This window comes from Streptomyces sp. NPDC021019 (assembly GCF_044333295.1).
Classification (GTDB): Bacteria; Actinomycetota; Actinomycetes; order Streptomycetales; family Streptomycetaceae; genus Streptomyces.
The window spans coordinates 202,074-218,666 of the sequence record NZ_JBIRQR010000002.1 but is presented as its reverse complement, the minus strand read 5'-3'; the positions used below and the strand labels follow the sequence as shown (position 1 = coordinate 218,666).

Sequence of the window (16,593 nt, the reverse complement as noted above, 5' to 3'; positions counted from 1 at the left end):
CTCATTGGGCAACAGTCGGAGAGGGGGCGCGCCCCAGCCCCCGGCCCGGCCGCTCGCCCCCGAGCCCCGCCCCGGCCCCACGTCGGCCGCCCCACCACCGCCCCACCGCCCCGGCCGCCCCACCGCCTCGGTCTTCCCCACCGCCTCGGCCACCCGCCTCGGCCACCCGCCTTGGCCACCCGCCTCGGCCACCCGCCCCGGCCGCCCCACCGCCTCGGTCTTCCCCGCCACCTCGGCCGCCCCTGCCTCAGCTGCCCCCCACCTCAGCCTCCCCCGGACAGGCCCACCCGTCCCTCAACCGCACACCCCCACCACCCCCGCCCTTCCCGAACCGGGCCACACCGACCGGCAGTACCCCTTTCGAGTTCGGATCGTTGGGCTCTTCGGCCGCGCCACCCGAAACCCGGGACAAGCCGGCACGCCCACCCCCGCGCACCCGAAGGACCACCTCCCCCATGTCCACCCCGCCCCTCGCCGGAGGCACCGCGGGCCCCGCCGCCCTCCGCCCCCTCATCGACACCGTCCTCACCGCACTCCACGACGGCGCGACCCTCCGCGACGGCCCCCTCCCCGCCGGCGGACCCGACACCGTCACCCCCCGCACCCGCACCGCCACCCACCCCCTCATCCCCGACCACGGCACCGGCCCCCACCACGCCCTCCGGAGCCTCGTCACCGCCCTCGCCGCAGGCGCCGCGGACCCCGCCCACCCCCACTGCGCCGCCCACCTCCACACCCCACCCCTCGCCCTGGCAGCAGCAGCCGACCTCGCCGCCAGCGCCCTCAACCCCTCCATGGACTCCTGGGACCAGGCCCCAGCCGCCTCCGCCCTCGAAGCCGACCTCACCACCGCGCTCGCCGCCGAGATCTACCCCCACACCCGCGCACCCGACGCCGTCATCACCACCGGCGGCACCGAGGCCAACCAACTCGCCCTGCTCCTCGCCCGCGAACGCCACGGCCCCGTACAGACCATCTGCGGCGCCAACGCCCACCACAGCATCACCCGCGCCGCCTGGCTCCTCGGCCTCCCCCAACCCGTCATCGTCCCCGCCCCCACCGGCACCCTCGACCTCGCCGCCCTCGACCACGCCCTCACCGAACTCCACCGCCCCCTCCTCGTCATCGCCACCGCCGGCACCACCGACACCGGCGACATCGACCCCCTCGACGCCATCGCCGACCTCTGCACCACCCACGGCGCCGAACTCCACATCGACGCCGCCTACGGCGGACCCCTCCTCTTCAGCCCCACCCACCGCCCCCTCCTCCACGGCCTCCACCGCGCCCACAGCGTCACCCTCGACCTGCACAAACTCGGCTGGCAACCCGCCAGCGCCGGCCTCCTCGCCGTACCCGAACACCACCACCTCACCCCCCTCCACCACCACGCCCCCTACCTCAACGCCGACGACGACACCGAAGCCGGCCTCCCCGACCTCCTCGGCCGCTCCCTGCGCACCACCCGACGCCCCGACGCCCTCAAGATCGCCGTCACCCTCCAGGCCCTCGGCCGCACCGGACTCGCCGACCTCATCGACCGCACCCTCGCCACCGCCCACCACCTCGCCGACCTCGTCACCAAGAACCCCGACCTCGACCTCTACGACCGCCCCACCATCAGCACCGTCCTCCTCCGCCCCACCGACGCCGACGACCACACCGTCGCCACCGTCCGCCGCACCCTCCTCCAACGCGGCCACGCCGTCCTCGGCCGCGCCCACGCCGAAGGCCGCCTCTGGCTCAAAGCCACCCTCCTCAACCCCCACACCACCCCCCAGGACCTCCAAGCACTCCTCGACCTCATCACCGACACCACCACCGACCACCTCACCCACCCACCCACCACCCCCACCGCGACCCACCCCACCGCGACCCACCCCACCGCGACCCACCCCACCGCGACCCACCCCACCCCTCACCCCACGGAAAGCGACACCCCGCGATGACCGCCCGGCCCGCCCCCGCCCCCGACCAGCCACACGACCTCGTCGGCATCGGCATCGGCCCCTTCAACCTCTCCCTCGCCGCACTCGCCCACAACATCCCCGCGAGCACCGACGACCCCCGCCCCCTCGCCGCGACCTTCTACGAACAACGCCCCGCCTTCCACTGGCACCCCGGCCTCCTCCTCGACGGCGCCAGCCTCCAGGTCCCCTTCCTCGCCGACCTCGTCACCCTCGCCGACCCCACCAGCCCCTGGAGCTTCCTCAACTACCTCCGCACCCGCGACCGCCTCTTCCCCTTCTACTTCGCCGAGCGCTTCCACATCCAACGAGCCGAATACGACGCCTACTGCCGCTGGGTCAGCGAACAACTCCCCGGCCTCCACTTCGGCCACCAGGTCGACGCCGTCCGCTGGAACACCGACCGCGCCCTCTTCGAAGTCGACTTCACTCAACTCGACCGCGACGGCGAAGCCGAAGCCCTCGGCCGCGCCTACGCCCGCCACATCGCCCTCGGCATCGGTACCGAACCCTTCGTCCCCGAACCCCTCAAACCCCTCGCCGAAGCCGAAACCGTCCCCGTACTCCACTCCGCCGACTACCTCCGCCACCGCGAACGGCTCCTCACCGCCGAACACATCACCGTCATCGGATCAGGACAGTCCGGCGCCGAGATCTTCCTCGACCTCCTCCGCGCCCGCCCCGAAGGCGCCGAGAAGATCCACTGGCTCGCCCGCACCCAGGCCTTCGCCCCCATGGAGTACTCAAAACTCGGCCTCGAACACTTCACCCCCGACTACAGCCGCTACTTCCACGCGCTGCCCGAATCCGCCCGCGACGAACTCGTCCCCCGCCAATGGCAACTCCACAAAGGCATCGACGCCGACACCATCGCCGCCATCCACGACGAGCTCTACCGCCGCACCCTCCACGGCGGCTGGCCCGACGCCACCCTCACCCCCGGAGTCCACGTCCGCACCGCCGGGCGCCTCGCCAACACCCGCGTCGAACTCCACCTCGAACACACCCAGCAGGGCACCCGCTCCCGCCTCACCACCGACGCCGTCATCCTCGCCACCGGCTACCGCGAACGCCCCCTCGACGCCGTCCTCGGCAGCCTCGGCCCCTACCTCAGCCGCGACGCCTCCCACCGCCCCCGCATCGACGACCAGTACCGCCTCGTCCTCGACCCCGCCGTCACCGGACACGTCTACGTACAGAACGCCGAACGCCACACCCACGGAGTCGGCGCCCCCGACCTCGGCCTCGCCGCCTGGCGCAGCGCCACCATCCTCAACAACCTCACCGGCGCCAACCCCTACCCCCTCCCCGACCGCACCGCCTTCACCACCTTCGGCCTCACCCCACAACCCCCGAGAATCCCCGCCCAGGGTCACGCCCTCGTCCCCCTGAGCCAATCCGTCTAGCCCCCGCACAACGAACGGCCCGGGCCCCCACCGAAGGAGACCCGGGCCGAACGAACAACCCACCGCACACAGGGATACGGGAACACCGGCACCACAGGAACACCGGCGTCACAGGAACACCGGCGTCACAGGAACTCCGGCGTCACAGGAACTCCGGCGTCACAGGAACACCGGACTTACGGAACACCGGCCTTACGGAATACCGGCGTTACGGGAACACCAGCGCCAAGGGACCACGGCAACACCGGCGTTACGGGAACACAGGCGCCCCCTCACGCGTCAGCCGCCACCCCACCGAAGCGAACACGGCCGGATCCACCGACCCCTTCTCCCGTACCCACCCGATGATCGTGTTCCGGATCTCGTCCGAATCCGCCCACACCTGCCGCGCACCCGGCACATGCGGGAAGTTCCCCCCACCACTCGCCCGATAGTTGTTCACCGCGAACACGAACCGCGCCCCCGGATCGATCGCCTTCCCCTCGAAGGCCAGCCCCACGATCCGCGAACCCACCGGCCGAGCGATGTCGATGTCATACGTCACCCCCGACACCGCGTCGTAGTTGTAGTCCGGAATCCCGTCCGCGTTCGTCAACTTCGCCGTGTCCACCGGACCGCCCACGGGCGTCCGCACGAAATACCGCGCCGAATACTCCAGATACTCCTTCAACTGCGCACCCGTGAGCAGCCGCGCCTCCAGCGTGTTCTCGAACGGATACAGCCCCGCCGCGTCCCTGATCGTCACCTCACCAGCCGGAATCCCCGCCGTACGCGAGAAGCACGAAGCCTGCGACAGCACCGGCAACACCGCGAACTCCCCACCCGCCAGCGCCGCCCTCACCGTCTCCGTCTGCACCTGGTTGATCAGATCGATGATCGGCTCGTCCTTCCACGGCGCGTCCGCCGTCGACATCGCCACCACCGACGTACCGATCACCTGATTGACGTACTCCACCACCTTGCGGTGCTCCGACCGCAGCAGCGACGTCACCTTCCGGTCCTCCGGCACCGTGTTGGAGTTCAACACCCGCGAACCGGCCCTCTCCACCGTCCAGCGGCCCCTCTCCCACACCAGATTGAAATCGAACAGCGTCAGCCGCTGACCCCACTTCGCCGGCTCCGAGAGCACGACCCGCTTCCCCGTCTCCTTGTTCGTCACGAAGTGCTCGGCGATCTCCACATGCGCGTGCCCCACCAGAATCGCGTCGATCCCCGGCACCTGCTCCGCCACCAGAGCCGCCGCGTTCTCCACGTACGGCAACTGATCCCCCCACGACGACGTCCCCGAAGAACCCGAATGCGCCGAGACCAACACCACGTCCGCGCCCATCGACCGCAGCTTCGGCACCCACTTCGCCGCCTGCTCCTCCAGACCCGGGAAAACCATCCTCCCGCCCACATGCGCCTTGTCCCAGATCGCGATACCCGGATTCGTCAGCCCCAGCACCGCCACCCGCACATCACGCCCGTACGGCGTCCGCATCCGCTTGATGACATACGGAGCGAACGCCGGCCGCAACGTCCTCGCATCCAGCGCATTCGCCCCCAGCAACGGAAAGTCGCACTGCTCCTCGAATTTCCGCAGCACCGGAATGCCGTAATTGAACTCGTGATTCCCGAGCGCCGCCGCGTCGTAACCGATCGCGTTCATCGCCCGCGCCATCGGATGCACCGGACCACGCCGCGCCGTGATCGGATCGACCTTCGCGTAGTAGTACGACAACTGCGTGCCCTGGATCGTGTCACCCGCGTCGATCAACAACGTGTTCCGGCGGCCCTTCTCCCGGCGCACCTGCTCCACCAGCGTCGAGATCTTCGCCAGACCGACATCGTTGTGCGCGGCGTCGTCGTACTCCTTGTCCGTGAAGTAGTCCCAGTTGAAGACGTTCCCGTGCAGATCGGTCGTGCCCATCACCGTGAACGCATACCGCTTCGCCGGACGCCCATGACCGTGACCGGGCCCCTTCGCCTCCGCCGCACCGGCCGAGCCCGCGACCGCACCGCCCGCCATCGCCACACCCGCACCGGCGGCAGCCGAACGGCCCAGAAACGTCCTACGGTTCAACGGGTTCAACGGCATCTCTTCACTCCTCGTTCAGTAGGGCAACGCGCGTAGATTCTGGCCCAGCCACCACCACCCACAACACCCCACGCAGGTTTCGATCCGATGACCACGCGAGACACACCACGACACCCCGCCCCCCATGCCACAGTGAACACATGACCGAAACCCCCGCACCCGCCCCCCACCCCTCCCACGGCACCCCCGCCGCCCCCCGCGTCACCGTCCGCGGCGAAGCCCACCTCGAAGTCGAGCCCGAGATCGCCCGCATCGCCGTCACCCTCACCGCCCGCAACACCGACCGCCGTACCACCCTCGACGACCTCACCCGCCGCAACACCACCACCCTCGACCTCATCAAGACCTACGGCGACGCCATCGAGAAACTGGAGACCGGCACCCTCGCCATCCGCCCCGAACTCACCCGCCACGGCCGCGCCGAACGCATCCGCGCCTACCACGGCAGCATCCAACTCACCGCCACCCTCAATGACTTCACCACCCTCGGCGAACTCGTCACCCGCCTCGCCGACAACGACCTCACCCGCGTCGACGGCCCCTGGTGGGCACTGCGCCCCACCTCCCCCCACCACGCCGCCGCCCGCCGCCAAGCCGTCCAGGAAGCACTCCAACGCGCCCGCGAATACGCCGAAGCCCTCGACACCCGCATCGGCGCCCTCCTCGAACTCAGCGACACCGGAAGCGTCGGCGGAGCCACCTTCGCCACCGCGACCTACGGCGGCGCAGGGGTCCTCCGCTCCGCCCGCGCGGAAACCGCCGCCGAAGCGGCCCCCCTCGACCTCGAACCCGTACGCCAGAACGTCGACGCCCAGGTCGAAGCGGCCTTCACACTCATCCCGCCGAACCTTGGATAAACGCTCATCAGAGCACCCCGCTGCACAATTCAACAGTTGTCAACAACCCTTCATGAGAAGGTTGTTGAGGTGTCATGCAGAGCCAAATACCTACCCGTAGGTAAGGTTTAGTCTCGAACCATGCGCCGAGCAAAAATCGTTTGTACCCTGGGACCCGCAACCGACACATACGACCAGATCAAAGCCCTGGTCGAAGCGGGAATGGACATCGCCCGCCTCAACCTCAGCCACGGCAGCTACGCCGAACACCAAGCGCGCTACGACCACGTCCGCAAAGCGTCCGAGGAAACCGGCCGCAACGTCGGCATCCTCGCCGACCTTCAAGGCCCGAAGATCCGCCTCGGACGCTTCCGCGAAGGCCCCGTACTCCTTGAACGCGGCGACACCTTCACCATCACCGTCGAACCCCTCGAAGGCGAAGGCACCGGCGACATCTGCGGCACCACCTACGACGGACTCGCCGCCGACGTCACCACCGGCGAACGCATCCTCGTCGACGACGGCCGCGTCACCCTCGAAGTCACCGGCGTCGAAGGCCCCCGCGTCCACACCACCGTCATCGAAGGCGGCATGGTCTCCGACAACAAAGGACTCAACCTCCCCGGCGTCGCCGTCTCCGTCCCCGCCCTCTCCGAAAAAGACATCGACGACCTCCGCTGGGCCCTGCGCACCGGCGCCGACATCATCGCCCTGTCCTTCGTCCGCACCGGACGCGACATCGACGACGTCCACCGCGTCATGGACGAGGAGAACCGCCGCCTCCCCGTCATCGCCAAGGTCGAGAAACCCCAGGCCGTCGACAACATCGACGACATCGTCGCCGCCTTCGACGGCATCATGGTCGCCCGCGGCGACCTCGGCGTCGAAATGCCCCTCGAACAAGTCCCCATCGTCCAGAAACGCGCCATCAAACTCGCCCGACGCAACGCCAAACCCGTCATCGTCGCCACCCAGATGCTCGACTCGATGATCGACAACTCCCGCCCCACCCGCGCCGAAGCCTCCGACGTAGCCAACGCCATCATCGACGGCACCGACGCGGTCATGCTCTCCGGCGAGACCAGCGTCGGCAAATACGCCATCGAGACCGTCCGCACCATGTCCCGCATCGTCGAGGCCGCCGAGGAAGACCTCCTCGCCAAGGGCCTCCCGCCCCTCACCGAGCGCAACAAACCCCGCACCCAGGGCGGCGCCGTCGCGAGGGCCGCCGCCGAGATGGGTGACTTCCTCGGCGCGAAGTTCCTCGTCGCCTTCACCCAGAGCGGCGACACGGTCAAGCGCCTCTCCCGCTACCGCTCACCCATCCCGCTCCTCGCCTTCACCCCCGACGAGGCCACCCGCGCCCAGCTCAACCTCACCTGGGGCGTCGAGACCTTCCTCGGCCCGCACGTCGACTCCACGGACGCGATGGTCGCCCAGGTCGACGAGGAGCTGCTGCGCATCGGCCGCTGCCAGAAGGGCGACGTCGTGGTCATCACCGCCGGCTCCCCGCCGGGCGTCGCGGGCTCCACGAACCTGGTCCGCGTCCACCACATCGGCGAGGACGACAGCCCGAAGTAGGGCGGCTCAGGATCTGCTCAGTATTTCGGCCCGACGTGCGCATCCATGAGGGCGACGGATGCCCGTCGGGCTACGGAGATGTTGTAGGGCTTGCCCGCGCGTGTGCAGTGCGTCCAGGTGATGCCGAGCGCGTCGAGGGTGTCGGTGTAGAGGCGGCGGATGTCGTCGGAGACGTTGGTGAACCAGTACCGGGGGTACTCGTAGCGCTTGCGTCCACCGCCGACCACGCGAGTCGTCCAGTTGGTGAGCCGACAGCCGTCGGAGTGGATGAGACCTCGGACGACTGCCAGGGATGGGCGTCGACGATCTCCTGCTGCCAGGGCTCCAGGACTATCTCGCGCTCGTGCTTCCTGCCCGGACCGTGCTGCGGGAAGTAGCAGACGAGGTGCTTCGAGTACATCTTGATGTTGTGGCAGCCGGCCCGGCGGACCCGGCACGTGGTGTTCTGCGGGAAGACCTTGCGTAACGCGGCCTCCGCCTCGTCCTGGATGCCTGGCCAGGCATCGTCCAGCGTGATCATCAGGCTAGGTGCTCGATGTGCCGAGTATTGGCTGATGTGGCCGTCGCCCAGGTAGAGCCCGAGCAGGTAGGCGTAGGTGGACTCGTCGAGCACTGTGCCGTCGCACCGGTGGCACGATGGGTTGTGCGCCCCGGGGCACTCGCCGCGTCGAGAACGATCCATGTGGAGCCAGTACGAGACGGTGCCGCGCGGAACGTTCAGTCTGCGGGCCACTTCAGCGTTTCGGGTGCCGCTCCGAAGGAGGGTGAGAGCTTGTTGGCGCACTTCTGTGCTGTGTGTGTTCATTCGTCCACTCTTGGGGGAGAGGGGCGGCCTCGGGCAGCAAAAAGCGGATGTTCACGCGAAAGTGAACATCCGCTCTGCGAGGTAGTACCGGGTATGGGATTCGAACCCACATGTCCTTTCGGACAGAGGTGTTTGAGACCTCCGCGTCAACCAATTGCGCCAACCCGGCGTGGTGACCGATCAGCAGTGTACCTGGTGACAGAAGGCGGCAGCAGCTAGGTAGGCTGCTTCGCAGCAGAGCCTGCCCTGAATCAAGGAGCCCCGTGACCACCCCCGAGTCGCCCCAGCCCGTAGACGCCGTCGACGACGACAAGTCGCACGTCCCGCCGCTGACGACCCGCGTCGTCATCGCCGAGGACGAGGCCCTCATCCGCCTCGACCTCAAGGAGATGCTGGAGGAGGAGGGTTACTCCGTCGTCGGTGAGGCGGGCGACGGGCAGCAGGCCGTCGAGCTGGCCCGGGAGCACCGGCCGGACCTGGTCATCCTGGACGTGAAGATGCCGGTCCTCGACGGGATCTCCGCCGCCGAGAAGATCGCCGAGGAGTCCATCGCCCCGGTCCTGATGCTCACCGCCTTCTCGCAGCGCGACCTCGTCGAGCGGGCCCGGGACGCCGGGGCCATGGCGTACCTCGTGAAGCCGTTCAGCAAGAGCGACGTGGTGCCGGCCATCGAGATGGCCGTCTCCCGGTTCGCGGAGCTGAAGGCGCTGGAGAGCGAGATCGCGGACCTGTCGCAGCGGCTGGAGACCCGGAAGCTGGTGGACCGGGCCAAGAGCATCCTCCAGACGGATTACGGGCTCTCCGAGCCGGCCGCGTTCCGGTGGATCCAGAAGACGTCGATGGACCGCCGGATGTCGATGCAGCAGCTGGCGGAGGCGCTGATCGAGGATGCCGAGGAGAAGAAGAAGTCGGCCGACTAGCCCCGTACACATACGTACGTATGCGAGAGGCCCGCACCCCGGAAGATCGGGCGGTGCGGGCCTCTCGCGTACGGCAGCGGCGGGGTGTCAGTCCTCGCCGAGGTAGGCCTTGCGGACCGACTCGTCGTGGAGCAGGTCCGAGCCCGCGCCGGAGAGGACGATCTTGCCGACCTCCATGACGTGACCCTGGTCCGCGAGGGACAGGGCGGCCTGGGCGTTCTGCTCGACGAGCAGGATCGTGGTGCCCGACGCCTTGAGCTCGACGATGGTCTCCATGATCTTCTGCATCATGATCGGGGAGAGGCCCATGGAGGGCTCGTCGAGCATGAGCAGCTTGGGCTGGGACATCATGGCGCGTCCCATGGCGAGCATCTGCTGCTCCCCGCCCGAGAGGGTGCCCGCGGCCTGCTTCCGGCGTTCCCCGAGGATGGGGAAGAGGTCGTAGGCGCGCTGGACGTCCTTCTCGATGCCTGCCTTGTCGTTGCGGAGGTAGGCGCCGAGGAGGAGGTTCTCGGTGATCGTCAGCCGGGGGAAGATGTGGCGTCCCTCGGGGGAGTGGGCGATGCCCAGGGAGACGATCTTGTGGGCGGGGATGTTGGCCAGTGGTTTGCCCTCGAAGAGGATGCGGCCGCCGAGTGGCTTGAGCAGTCCGGAGAGGGTGCGCAGGGTGGTGGTCTTGCCCGCGCCGTTGGTGCCGATGAGGGTGACGACCTGGCCGGCGTCGACGGTGAAGGAGATGCCCTTGACCGCTTCGATCTTGCCGTAGGCGACCCGGAGGTCTTCGACCTCTAGCAGTGCGGTCATCGGGTGCCCTCCTCATCGGTGCTGGTGGTGTCGGGCGTCGTGGTGTCCTTCGCCGGGGTGGTGGTGCCGGTGGCCGTTGCGGCGTGGGCCTCGGCGGCCTCCACCTCGGCGACTTCCTCGGCGCCGGGGGCGCCTTCGAAGGGGGTGCCGAGGTAGGCGGCGACGACGCGTTCGTCGGCCTGGACGTCGCCGGGGGTGCCCTCGACGAGTTTCTCGCCCTGGACGAGGCAGGCGACGCGGTCGCAGAGGTTGAAGATGAACCGCATGTCGTGCTCGATGACGAGGACGGCGATGCCCTGGTCCCGGATGGCGAAGATGAGTTCTTCGGTGACGCGGGTTTCCTGGGGGTTCATGCCGGCGGTGGGCTCGTCCAGGAGGAGGAGTCCGGGGTCGCTGGCGAGTGCGCGGGCGATTTCCAGCTTGCGCTGGTCTCCGTAGGGGAGGTTCCGCGCGAGGTGGTCGGCCTTGTCCTGGAGGCCGATGAACTCCAGGAGTTCCATGGCGCGTTCGCGGCTGGCGTCTTCTGCCTTGTGGTAGCCGGGGAGGCGCAGGAGGGCTGACCAGAGGCCTTCCTTGGTCCGGGTGTGGCGTCCGACGAGGACGTTCTCCAGGACGGTCATGTTGGCGAAGAGCCGGATGTTCTGGAAGGTGCGGGCGATGCCGGCCTTGGTGACGAGGTGGGGCTTGGGCGGCAGGACGGTGCCCTTGTAGCTGACCTTGCCCTCGGTGGGGACGTAGAGGCCGGTGAGGCAGTTGAAGAAGGTGGTCTTGCCGGCGCCGTTGGGGCCGATGAGGCCGACGATCTCGCCGCTGTTGACGGTGAGGTCGACGCCGCGTACGGCGGTGAGTCCGCCGAAGCGCATGGTGACGCCGCTGGCGTCGAGGACGCTGGTGGCCGGGTTGGCCGGGGTGGTCGTGGTGGTGGTCATGTGATCACGCCCCCGCCTTCGTGGTGCCGGCGGCCTGGTCGGTGAGTGGGACGTCCGGTGGGACGTCGAGTTGGCCGGTCTCGTGGAATTCGAGCTGCTTCCTGCGGTCCGCGACGAGTCCTTCGGGGCGGAAGCGCATCAGGAGGATGAGCGCGATGCCGAAGAGGAAGAGCTGGTAGTCCTGCATGAACTGCAGCTTGGCCGGGATGAGGTAGAGCAGCGCGGCGCCGACGAGGGGGCCGCTGAGGGTGCCCATGCCGCCGAGGATGACGGCGGCGAGGAGGAAGGCGGAGTTCGGGGGCACGGAGCCGGCGAACTGGTACTGCTCGGGCGTCACGGTGTAGGAGACGTGGGCCTGGACGGTACCGGCGAGTCCGGCGAGGGTGGCGCCGAGGGCGAAGGCGAGCAGCTTGAGCCGGAAGGCGTTGATGCCCATGGCGGTGGCCGCGGTCTCGTCCTCGCGGATGGCGACCCAGGCGCGGCCGATGCGGGATTCTCCGGAGCGTCGGAAGACCAGGACGACGACGGCGGTGAAGACGAGCATCAGCAGGTAGTAGTTGGCCGACCTGCCGAGGGTGAATCCGGCGATGTCGTGGCTGATGCCGAAGTCGAAGCCGAAGAGGTTGAGGTCGGGGATGCTGGGGATGCCCTGGGAGCCGTTGGTGAGGTCGGGGCCGCTGACGCCGTTGAGGGCGTTGACGGTGAGGCGGAAGATCTCGCCGAATCCGAGGGTGACGATGGCGAGGTAGTCGCCGCGCAGTCGGAGGGTCGGGGCGCCGATGACGACGCCGAAGATCAGTGAGGCCGCTGCGCCGGTGAGGACGGCGGCCCAGAACGGGAACTGGACGCCGACGGGGGAGAGCGGGGAGCCGGAGACCAGGGCGGCGGCGTAGGCGCCGACACCGAGGAAGGCGACGTATCCGAGGTCGAGGAGGCCGGCGAGGCCGACGACGACGTTGAGGCCGAGTGCGACGGTCGCGAAGATGAGGATGTTCGCGCCGATGAGGGCGTACTGCTCGTTCTGCTGGGTGAAGGGGAAGCAGAACGCCGCTATGAGTGCGGCGGCCATGGTGACGTTGCGGTGTTTGGTGGTCAGCCGGGTGATGCGGGCGATGAGCCCGGCCCGGGTGAGGGCGGTGAAGCCGAAGGCGACGCTGATGATGTAGCCGATGAAGAGTTCGGCGTACTCGGTGTCGATGCCGTACGTGAAGACGTGGAGGGCGACGCCGAAGGCTCCGGCGATGATGAGGATCTCGGCCCAGTTGGGGAGGTCCTTGGCGCGTCGGATCTCGCGGGGGTTGGAGCCGAGGCGGATGTAGCGCCAGAGCGGGTAGGTGATGAGCCCGGTGATGATGGTGAGGCCGATGAAGGCCGGCCAGCTGAACGCGGGCTGGGATTCCTTGGTGTGCCGGTCGAGTGGCAGGCCGAGGGAGGCGATCACGGTGAGGAGTGAGACCACCAGGGCGACGAAGCCGCCGGGTTCGAGGTTGGCCAGTCCGCCGAGTTGCACGGCGATGGCGATGGTGGTGAACGAGGTGGTGGTGAAGGCGCCGAGGGCGGCGAAGAAGGTGGAGTTGTTGCCCCCGGCGGGGTTGAGCCAGCCCAGTCCTCGTACGCCGTAGCCGGCGGTGGCGAAGAGGAGGGTCAGCAGTGCGCTGATGAGGGTGAGGACCTGGAGGCCGCCGGGGTACCCGTAGACGGTGAGGTCGCCGGGGAAGGCGTCGGTGTAGGTCCAGGCGAGGAAGGTGGAGGCGACCGTGAGCGCCGCGCCGGTGACGGTGGCTGCGCGGGCGACCGCGGTGGGAATGGCGATGACCGGGGTGGTCTCGGTGGTGTTGATCGTCATGGTCATCACGCCCGATCCGCGACGCGTTCGCCGAGCAGGCCCTGGGGGCGTACGAGGAGGACGATGATGAGGAGCGCGAAGGCCCATACGTCCTTCCAGGCGCCGCCGCCGAAGAGTTCCATGCCGGGGACTTCGCTCATGTAGCCGGTGGCGAGGGCTTCGGCGACGCCGAGGACGATGCCGCCGAGCATGGCGCCGTAGATGTTGCCGATGCCGCCGAGCACGGCCGCGGTGAAGGCCTTGAGGCCCATGATGAAGCCCATGCGGAAGCCGATCTGACCGTTCTTGAGCCCGTAGGCGACGGCGGCGACGGCGGCGAACGCGGCACCGATGGCGAAGGCCATGACGATGATGCGGTCGGTGTTGATGCCCATGAGCTTGGCGGTGTCGGGGTCCTGCGAGGTGGCCTGCATGCCGCGGCCGGCGCGGGTCTTGGAGACGAAGAGGCCGAGGGCGAGCATGCACAGGGGGGCGACGACGAGGACGAAGATGTCGCCGCGCTGGATGGTGGCGCCGAGGATGTCGAAGGCTTCGCCTTCGAACTGGGGGAAGGAGCGGTCCTTCGTGGCGTTGGGGTACCACATCCACACCGCTTGCTGGAGGGCGAGGGAGAGCCCGATGGCGGTGATGAGTGGTGCCAGGCGTGGTCCGCCGCGCAGGGGCCGGTAGGCGAAGCGTTCGGCGGCCATGCTGATGGCGACGGCGGCTATGACGCCGCCGACGATCATGAGGGGTATCGCGGCTATGAGGGAGAATCCGGACGGAAGCCCGAGGTAGACCGTGAGGGCTCCGAAGCCTCCGATCATGAAGATCTCGCCGTGCGCGAAGTTGATGAGCTGGATGATTCCGTAGACCATCGTGTAACCGATCGCGATGAGACCGTACATCGCGCCGAGGATGAGTCCATTGGCCAGCTGTTGCGGCAGTTCGTTCACCGCAGGGCCTCCGTGGAGTGGTTCGGATATGGCACCGCGCGGGAGGGCTCGTAGCGCTCCCGCGCGGTCTGGTTGCTTTGTGTGAGGGTGGCGGGGTGGCGGCCCGGCCGGTGGTTACTCGACGGTGCTGCTGACCTTGGAGACCCACTTGCCGCCGGTGACCTGGTAGGCGGTCATGAGGGTGTTGGTGGTGTCGCCGTACTCGTCGAAGGAGACGGGGCCGGTGACGCCTTCGAACTTGACCTTGTCCATGGCCGCGAGGACCTTGGCGCGGGCGTCGTCCGCGGGGATCTTGCCGTCGTTCTCGGCGGCGACGATCTTGACGGCCTCGATGATGGACCAGGTGGCGTCGTAGGTGCCGCCGCCGTAGGCCTCGTAGGCGTCCTTGTAGCCGGCCGTCTTGTAGTCGGCGATGAACTTCTTGGCGGACTCCAGCTCCTCGACGGGCTTGCCGACGGAGGTGGCGATGTCGCCTTCGGCCTTCTTGTTGAGCTTGATGAAGTCGGCGCTGTACATGCCGTCGCCGCCCATGAAGGGGATCTTGACGCTGTCCTTGATCTGCTGGCTCAGCGGGGCGCCGGCGGGGTACTCGCCGCCGTAGTAGACGGCCTTGGCCTTGGAGCTCTTGACCTTGGTGGCGACGGAGTTGAAGTCGCGGTCCTCGGGGTTCACGTGGTCGGTGCCGACGATCTTGCCGCCGAGCTCGGTGAAGGTCGCCTTGAAGGAGGCGGCGAGACCGGCGCCGTAGGGCTTCTGGTCGTCGATGAGGTAGACGTCCTTGATCTTCGCGGTCTCGAAGAGGTACTTGGCCGCGAAGGCGCCCTGGATCTGGTCCGTGGTGGCGGTGCGGAAGTAGGAGGCGTAGGGGCGCTTCTTGTCGCCGGTCTTCCAGTTGTTGCCCTGGGTCAGCTCGGTGCCGGTGTTGGCGGGGGAGACCTGGGTCAGCTTGGCGTCGTTGAGCGGCTTCTGCATCGACTGGGCGACGCCGGAGTTCAGCGGGCCGACGACACCGAGGACCTCGTCGTTGCCGATGAACGTGACGGCGTTCTGCTGGCCGACGGAGGGCTGGGCCTGGTCGTCGAGGGCTTCCAGCTTGAAGGTGATGCCGGGGACGGTCTTTTCCTTGTTCGCCGTCTTGACGGCGAGGTCGGCGGAGTTCTTGATGCCGAGGCCGAGGGCGGACAGGTCGCCGGTGAGCGGAGCGTCGAGGCCGATGACGACCGTCTGGTTGCCTCCGTCGCCGCCGCTGCCCTTGCTGTCGTCGCGCGAACCGCAGGCGGTGAGGGTGAGTGCTCCGGTGGTGAGCACTGCGGTGAGTATGAGCAAAGAACGGTGTCGCACGAAAAGTCCTTTCCCTGGCGCGGCCTCCTCTGCTTGAGGTGCCGTGACGATCGCCGGGCCGTACTGGGTTGGTACAGGGCCGTGCAGCAGACGCGCCCGGCGGCGCGGTGACTGGCGGTGACTCTAAGCGCAGCTGGGGGCCACCGGGACTGGTCGGCGGCGGATGTGACTCTCTTGTTATGCCCTTGAGCAAGGCTTGAGGTTCCTGTGAGGACATGTGGCGGTTTCGCCTGGAGTGCGGAAGGACCACATGGTGAGAACGCGCAGCTCTGCTAAGGGGCTTGGGGTGATCTTGGTGCTGACGCGGTTCGGTGGCCGCGGTGGGCGCGGCGAACTTCCCCGGGTGTCGGTCGCCGGGGTGCGCGGCCGGATTCCGCATCGCCTGCACGTTACGCAGTGTTACATCGGCGCTGGGGTCGGCGGGGCCGCGGGGCTGATGTGGCTGCTGAGTGGCTCATGGAACGTGCCGTGTGGTCAAGGAAGTTGACCGAGTGTGTTGGCCAACTGTCGTTTTTTGGTGGGGATATGGCACTGCCCGGCCGGAATGCACAGGGTGCGGTTCTGGTCGGGCAGGGGGGGGGCGCCGTGCGGGGCGAAGGGGTTGACGGGTGGCGGGGGTCAGCCGGCTTCGGGGCGGGGGGCGTCGCGGAGGAGGCAGGTGAGGCGTGCGGTGCAGACCCGCCTGTCCTGTTCGTCGGTGATGACGATCTCGTACGTGGCGGTGGAGCGGCCCTGGTGCACGGGGGTGGCGACGCCGGTGACGAGGCCGTTGCGGGCGCCCCGGTGGTGGGTGCAGTTGAGGTCGACGCCGACGGCGAGCTTGGTGGCGCCGCCGTGGAGCATGGAGCCGATGGAGCCGAGGGTTTCGGCGAGGACGGCGGAGGCGCCGCCGTGCAGGAGTCCGTAGGGCTGGGTGTTGCCCTCGACGGGCATGGTGCCGACGACGCGGTCGGCGGAGGCATCGACGATGGTGACGCCCATGCGTTCGCCGAGGTGGCCGGCGGAGAAGAGGGCGGGCAGGTCGACGCCGAGTGTCGCGTACTCGTCGATGACTTCCTGCGGGAAGAGGGGTGCGGTGTGCTCGCCCATGGTCCGGCTCCGTTTCGGTGCGCTCGTTCGTTGCTGTCCGCACTGTTCTTATCA

General features: G+C 68.5%; 12 protein-coding genes, 1 tRNA gene and 1 pseudogene. 5 read left to right on the top strand and 9 right to left on the bottom strand.

Annotated features, from left to right (window positions below):
- Window positions 1–455 precede the first annotated feature (455 nt).
- Entirely contained in the window at window positions 456–1,949 is a 1,494-nt protein-coding gene (locus tag ACH4RG_RS11905; protein WP_398539455.1) for a pyridoxal phosphate-dependent decarboxylase family protein, read from the top strand.
- Window positions 1,946–3,373 carry a lysine N(6)-hydroxylase/L-ornithine N(5)-oxygenase family protein gene (locus ACH4RG_RS11900; RefSeq protein ID WP_398539454.1) on the top strand — a complete coding sequence of 476 codons (1,428 nt, stop codon included), beginning with the start codon at window positions 1,946–1,948 and terminating at the stop codon, window positions 3,371–3,373. The genes ACH4RG_RS11905 and ACH4RG_RS11900 overlap by 4 nt, the downstream gene beginning before the upstream one ends.
- 250 nt (window positions 3,374–3,623) lie before the next feature.
- Here ACH4RG_RS11900 and ACH4RG_RS11895 read toward each other — a convergent pair whose 3' ends face one another.
- A complete protein-coding gene (locus ACH4RG_RS11895; RefSeq protein WP_398539453.1) occupies window positions 3,624–5,453 on the bottom strand; it encodes a bifunctional metallophosphatase/5'-nucleotidase in 1,830 nt (609 codons plus the stop codon).
- A 140-nt stretch (window positions 5,454–5,593) separates the two neighbouring features.
- Here ACH4RG_RS11895 and ACH4RG_RS11890 point away from each other — a divergent pair, with 140 nt between their 5' ends.
- Together ACH4RG_RS11890 and pyk are read left to right on the top strand one after the other, a co-directional pair.
- On the top strand, window positions 5,594–6,310 hold the full coding sequence (locus tag ACH4RG_RS11890) for an SIMPL domain-containing protein (protein WP_398539452.1): 717 nt from the start codon (window positions 5,594–5,596) through the stop codon (window positions 6,308–6,310).
- Window positions 6,311–6,430: 120 nt separating this feature from the next.
- Window positions 6,431–7,870, top strand: a complete 1,440-nt coding sequence (gene pyk, locus ACH4RG_RS11885) for a pyruvate kinase (RefSeq protein WP_397916299.1) — start codon at window positions 6,431–6,433, stop codon at window positions 7,868–7,870.
- Between the two features lie 17 nt (window positions 7,871–7,887).
- Here pyk and ACH4RG_RS11880 read toward each other — a convergent pair.
- Together ACH4RG_RS11880 and ACH4RG_RS11875 are read right to left on the bottom strand one after the other, a co-directional pair.
- A pseudogene (locus tag ACH4RG_RS11880) lies at window positions 7,888–8,675 on the bottom strand (helix-turn-helix domain-containing protein).
- A gap of 85 nt (window positions 8,676–8,760) precedes the next feature.
- Window positions 8,761–8,844: transfer RNA gene (locus ACH4RG_RS11875), tRNA-Leu, on the bottom strand.
- A gap of 94 nt (window positions 8,845–8,938) precedes the next feature.
- Here ACH4RG_RS11875 and ACH4RG_RS11870 point away from each other — a divergent pair.
- Window positions 8,939–9,595: an ANTAR domain-containing response regulator gene (locus ACH4RG_RS11870; protein ID WP_397916297.1), complete on the top strand. Its 657-nt coding sequence runs from the start codon at window positions 8,939–8,941 to the stop codon at window positions 9,593–9,595.
- Between the two features lie 87 nt (window positions 9,596–9,682).
- Here ACH4RG_RS11870 and ACH4RG_RS11865 read toward each other — a convergent pair whose 3' ends face one another.
- The 6 genes from ACH4RG_RS11865 to ACH4RG_RS11840 all read right to left on the bottom strand — a co-directional run bounded on the left by ACH4RG_RS11865 (window position 9,683) and on the right by ACH4RG_RS11840 (window position 16,539).
- Window positions 9,683–10,399, bottom strand: coding sequence for an ABC transporter ATP-binding protein (locus ACH4RG_RS11865; protein WP_018957575.1), 717 nt, complete (start codon window positions 10,397–10,399; stop codon window positions 9,683–9,685).
- A complete protein-coding gene (locus ACH4RG_RS11860) occupies window positions 10,396–11,328 on the bottom strand; it encodes an ABC transporter ATP-binding protein (protein WP_398539451.1) in 933 nt (310 codons plus the stop codon). The genes ACH4RG_RS11865 and ACH4RG_RS11860 overlap by 4 nt, the downstream gene beginning before the upstream one ends.
- Window positions 11,329–11,332: 4 nt before the next feature.
- Window positions 11,333–13,174, bottom strand: a complete 1,842-nt coding sequence (locus ACH4RG_RS11855) for a branched-chain amino acid ABC transporter permease (RefSeq protein ID WP_397917204.1) — start codon at window positions 13,172–13,174, stop codon at window positions 11,333–11,335.
- 5 nt (window positions 13,175–13,179) lie between these two features.
- Window positions 13,180–14,109 (bottom strand): branched-chain amino acid ABC transporter permease, encoded by a 930-nt coding sequence (locus ACH4RG_RS11850; protein WP_397916295.1) that lies wholly within the window; start codon window positions 14,107–14,109, stop codon window positions 13,180–13,182.
- 114 nt (window positions 14,110–14,223) lie between these two features.
- On the bottom strand, window positions 14,224–15,435 hold the full coding sequence (locus tag ACH4RG_RS11845; RefSeq protein WP_397917203.1) for a branched-chain amino acid ABC transporter substrate-binding protein: 1,212 nt from the start codon (window positions 15,433–15,435) through the stop codon (window positions 14,224–14,226).
- Window positions 15,436–16,068: 633 nt separating this feature from the next.
- The gene (locus ACH4RG_RS11840; RefSeq protein WP_398539450.1) at window positions 16,069–16,539 is read right to left on the bottom strand and encodes a PaaI family thioesterase; all 471 of its coding nucleotides are present in this window, start codon (window positions 16,537–16,539) and stop codon (window positions 16,069–16,071) included.
- Window positions 16,540–16,593: the final 54 nt, after the last annotated feature.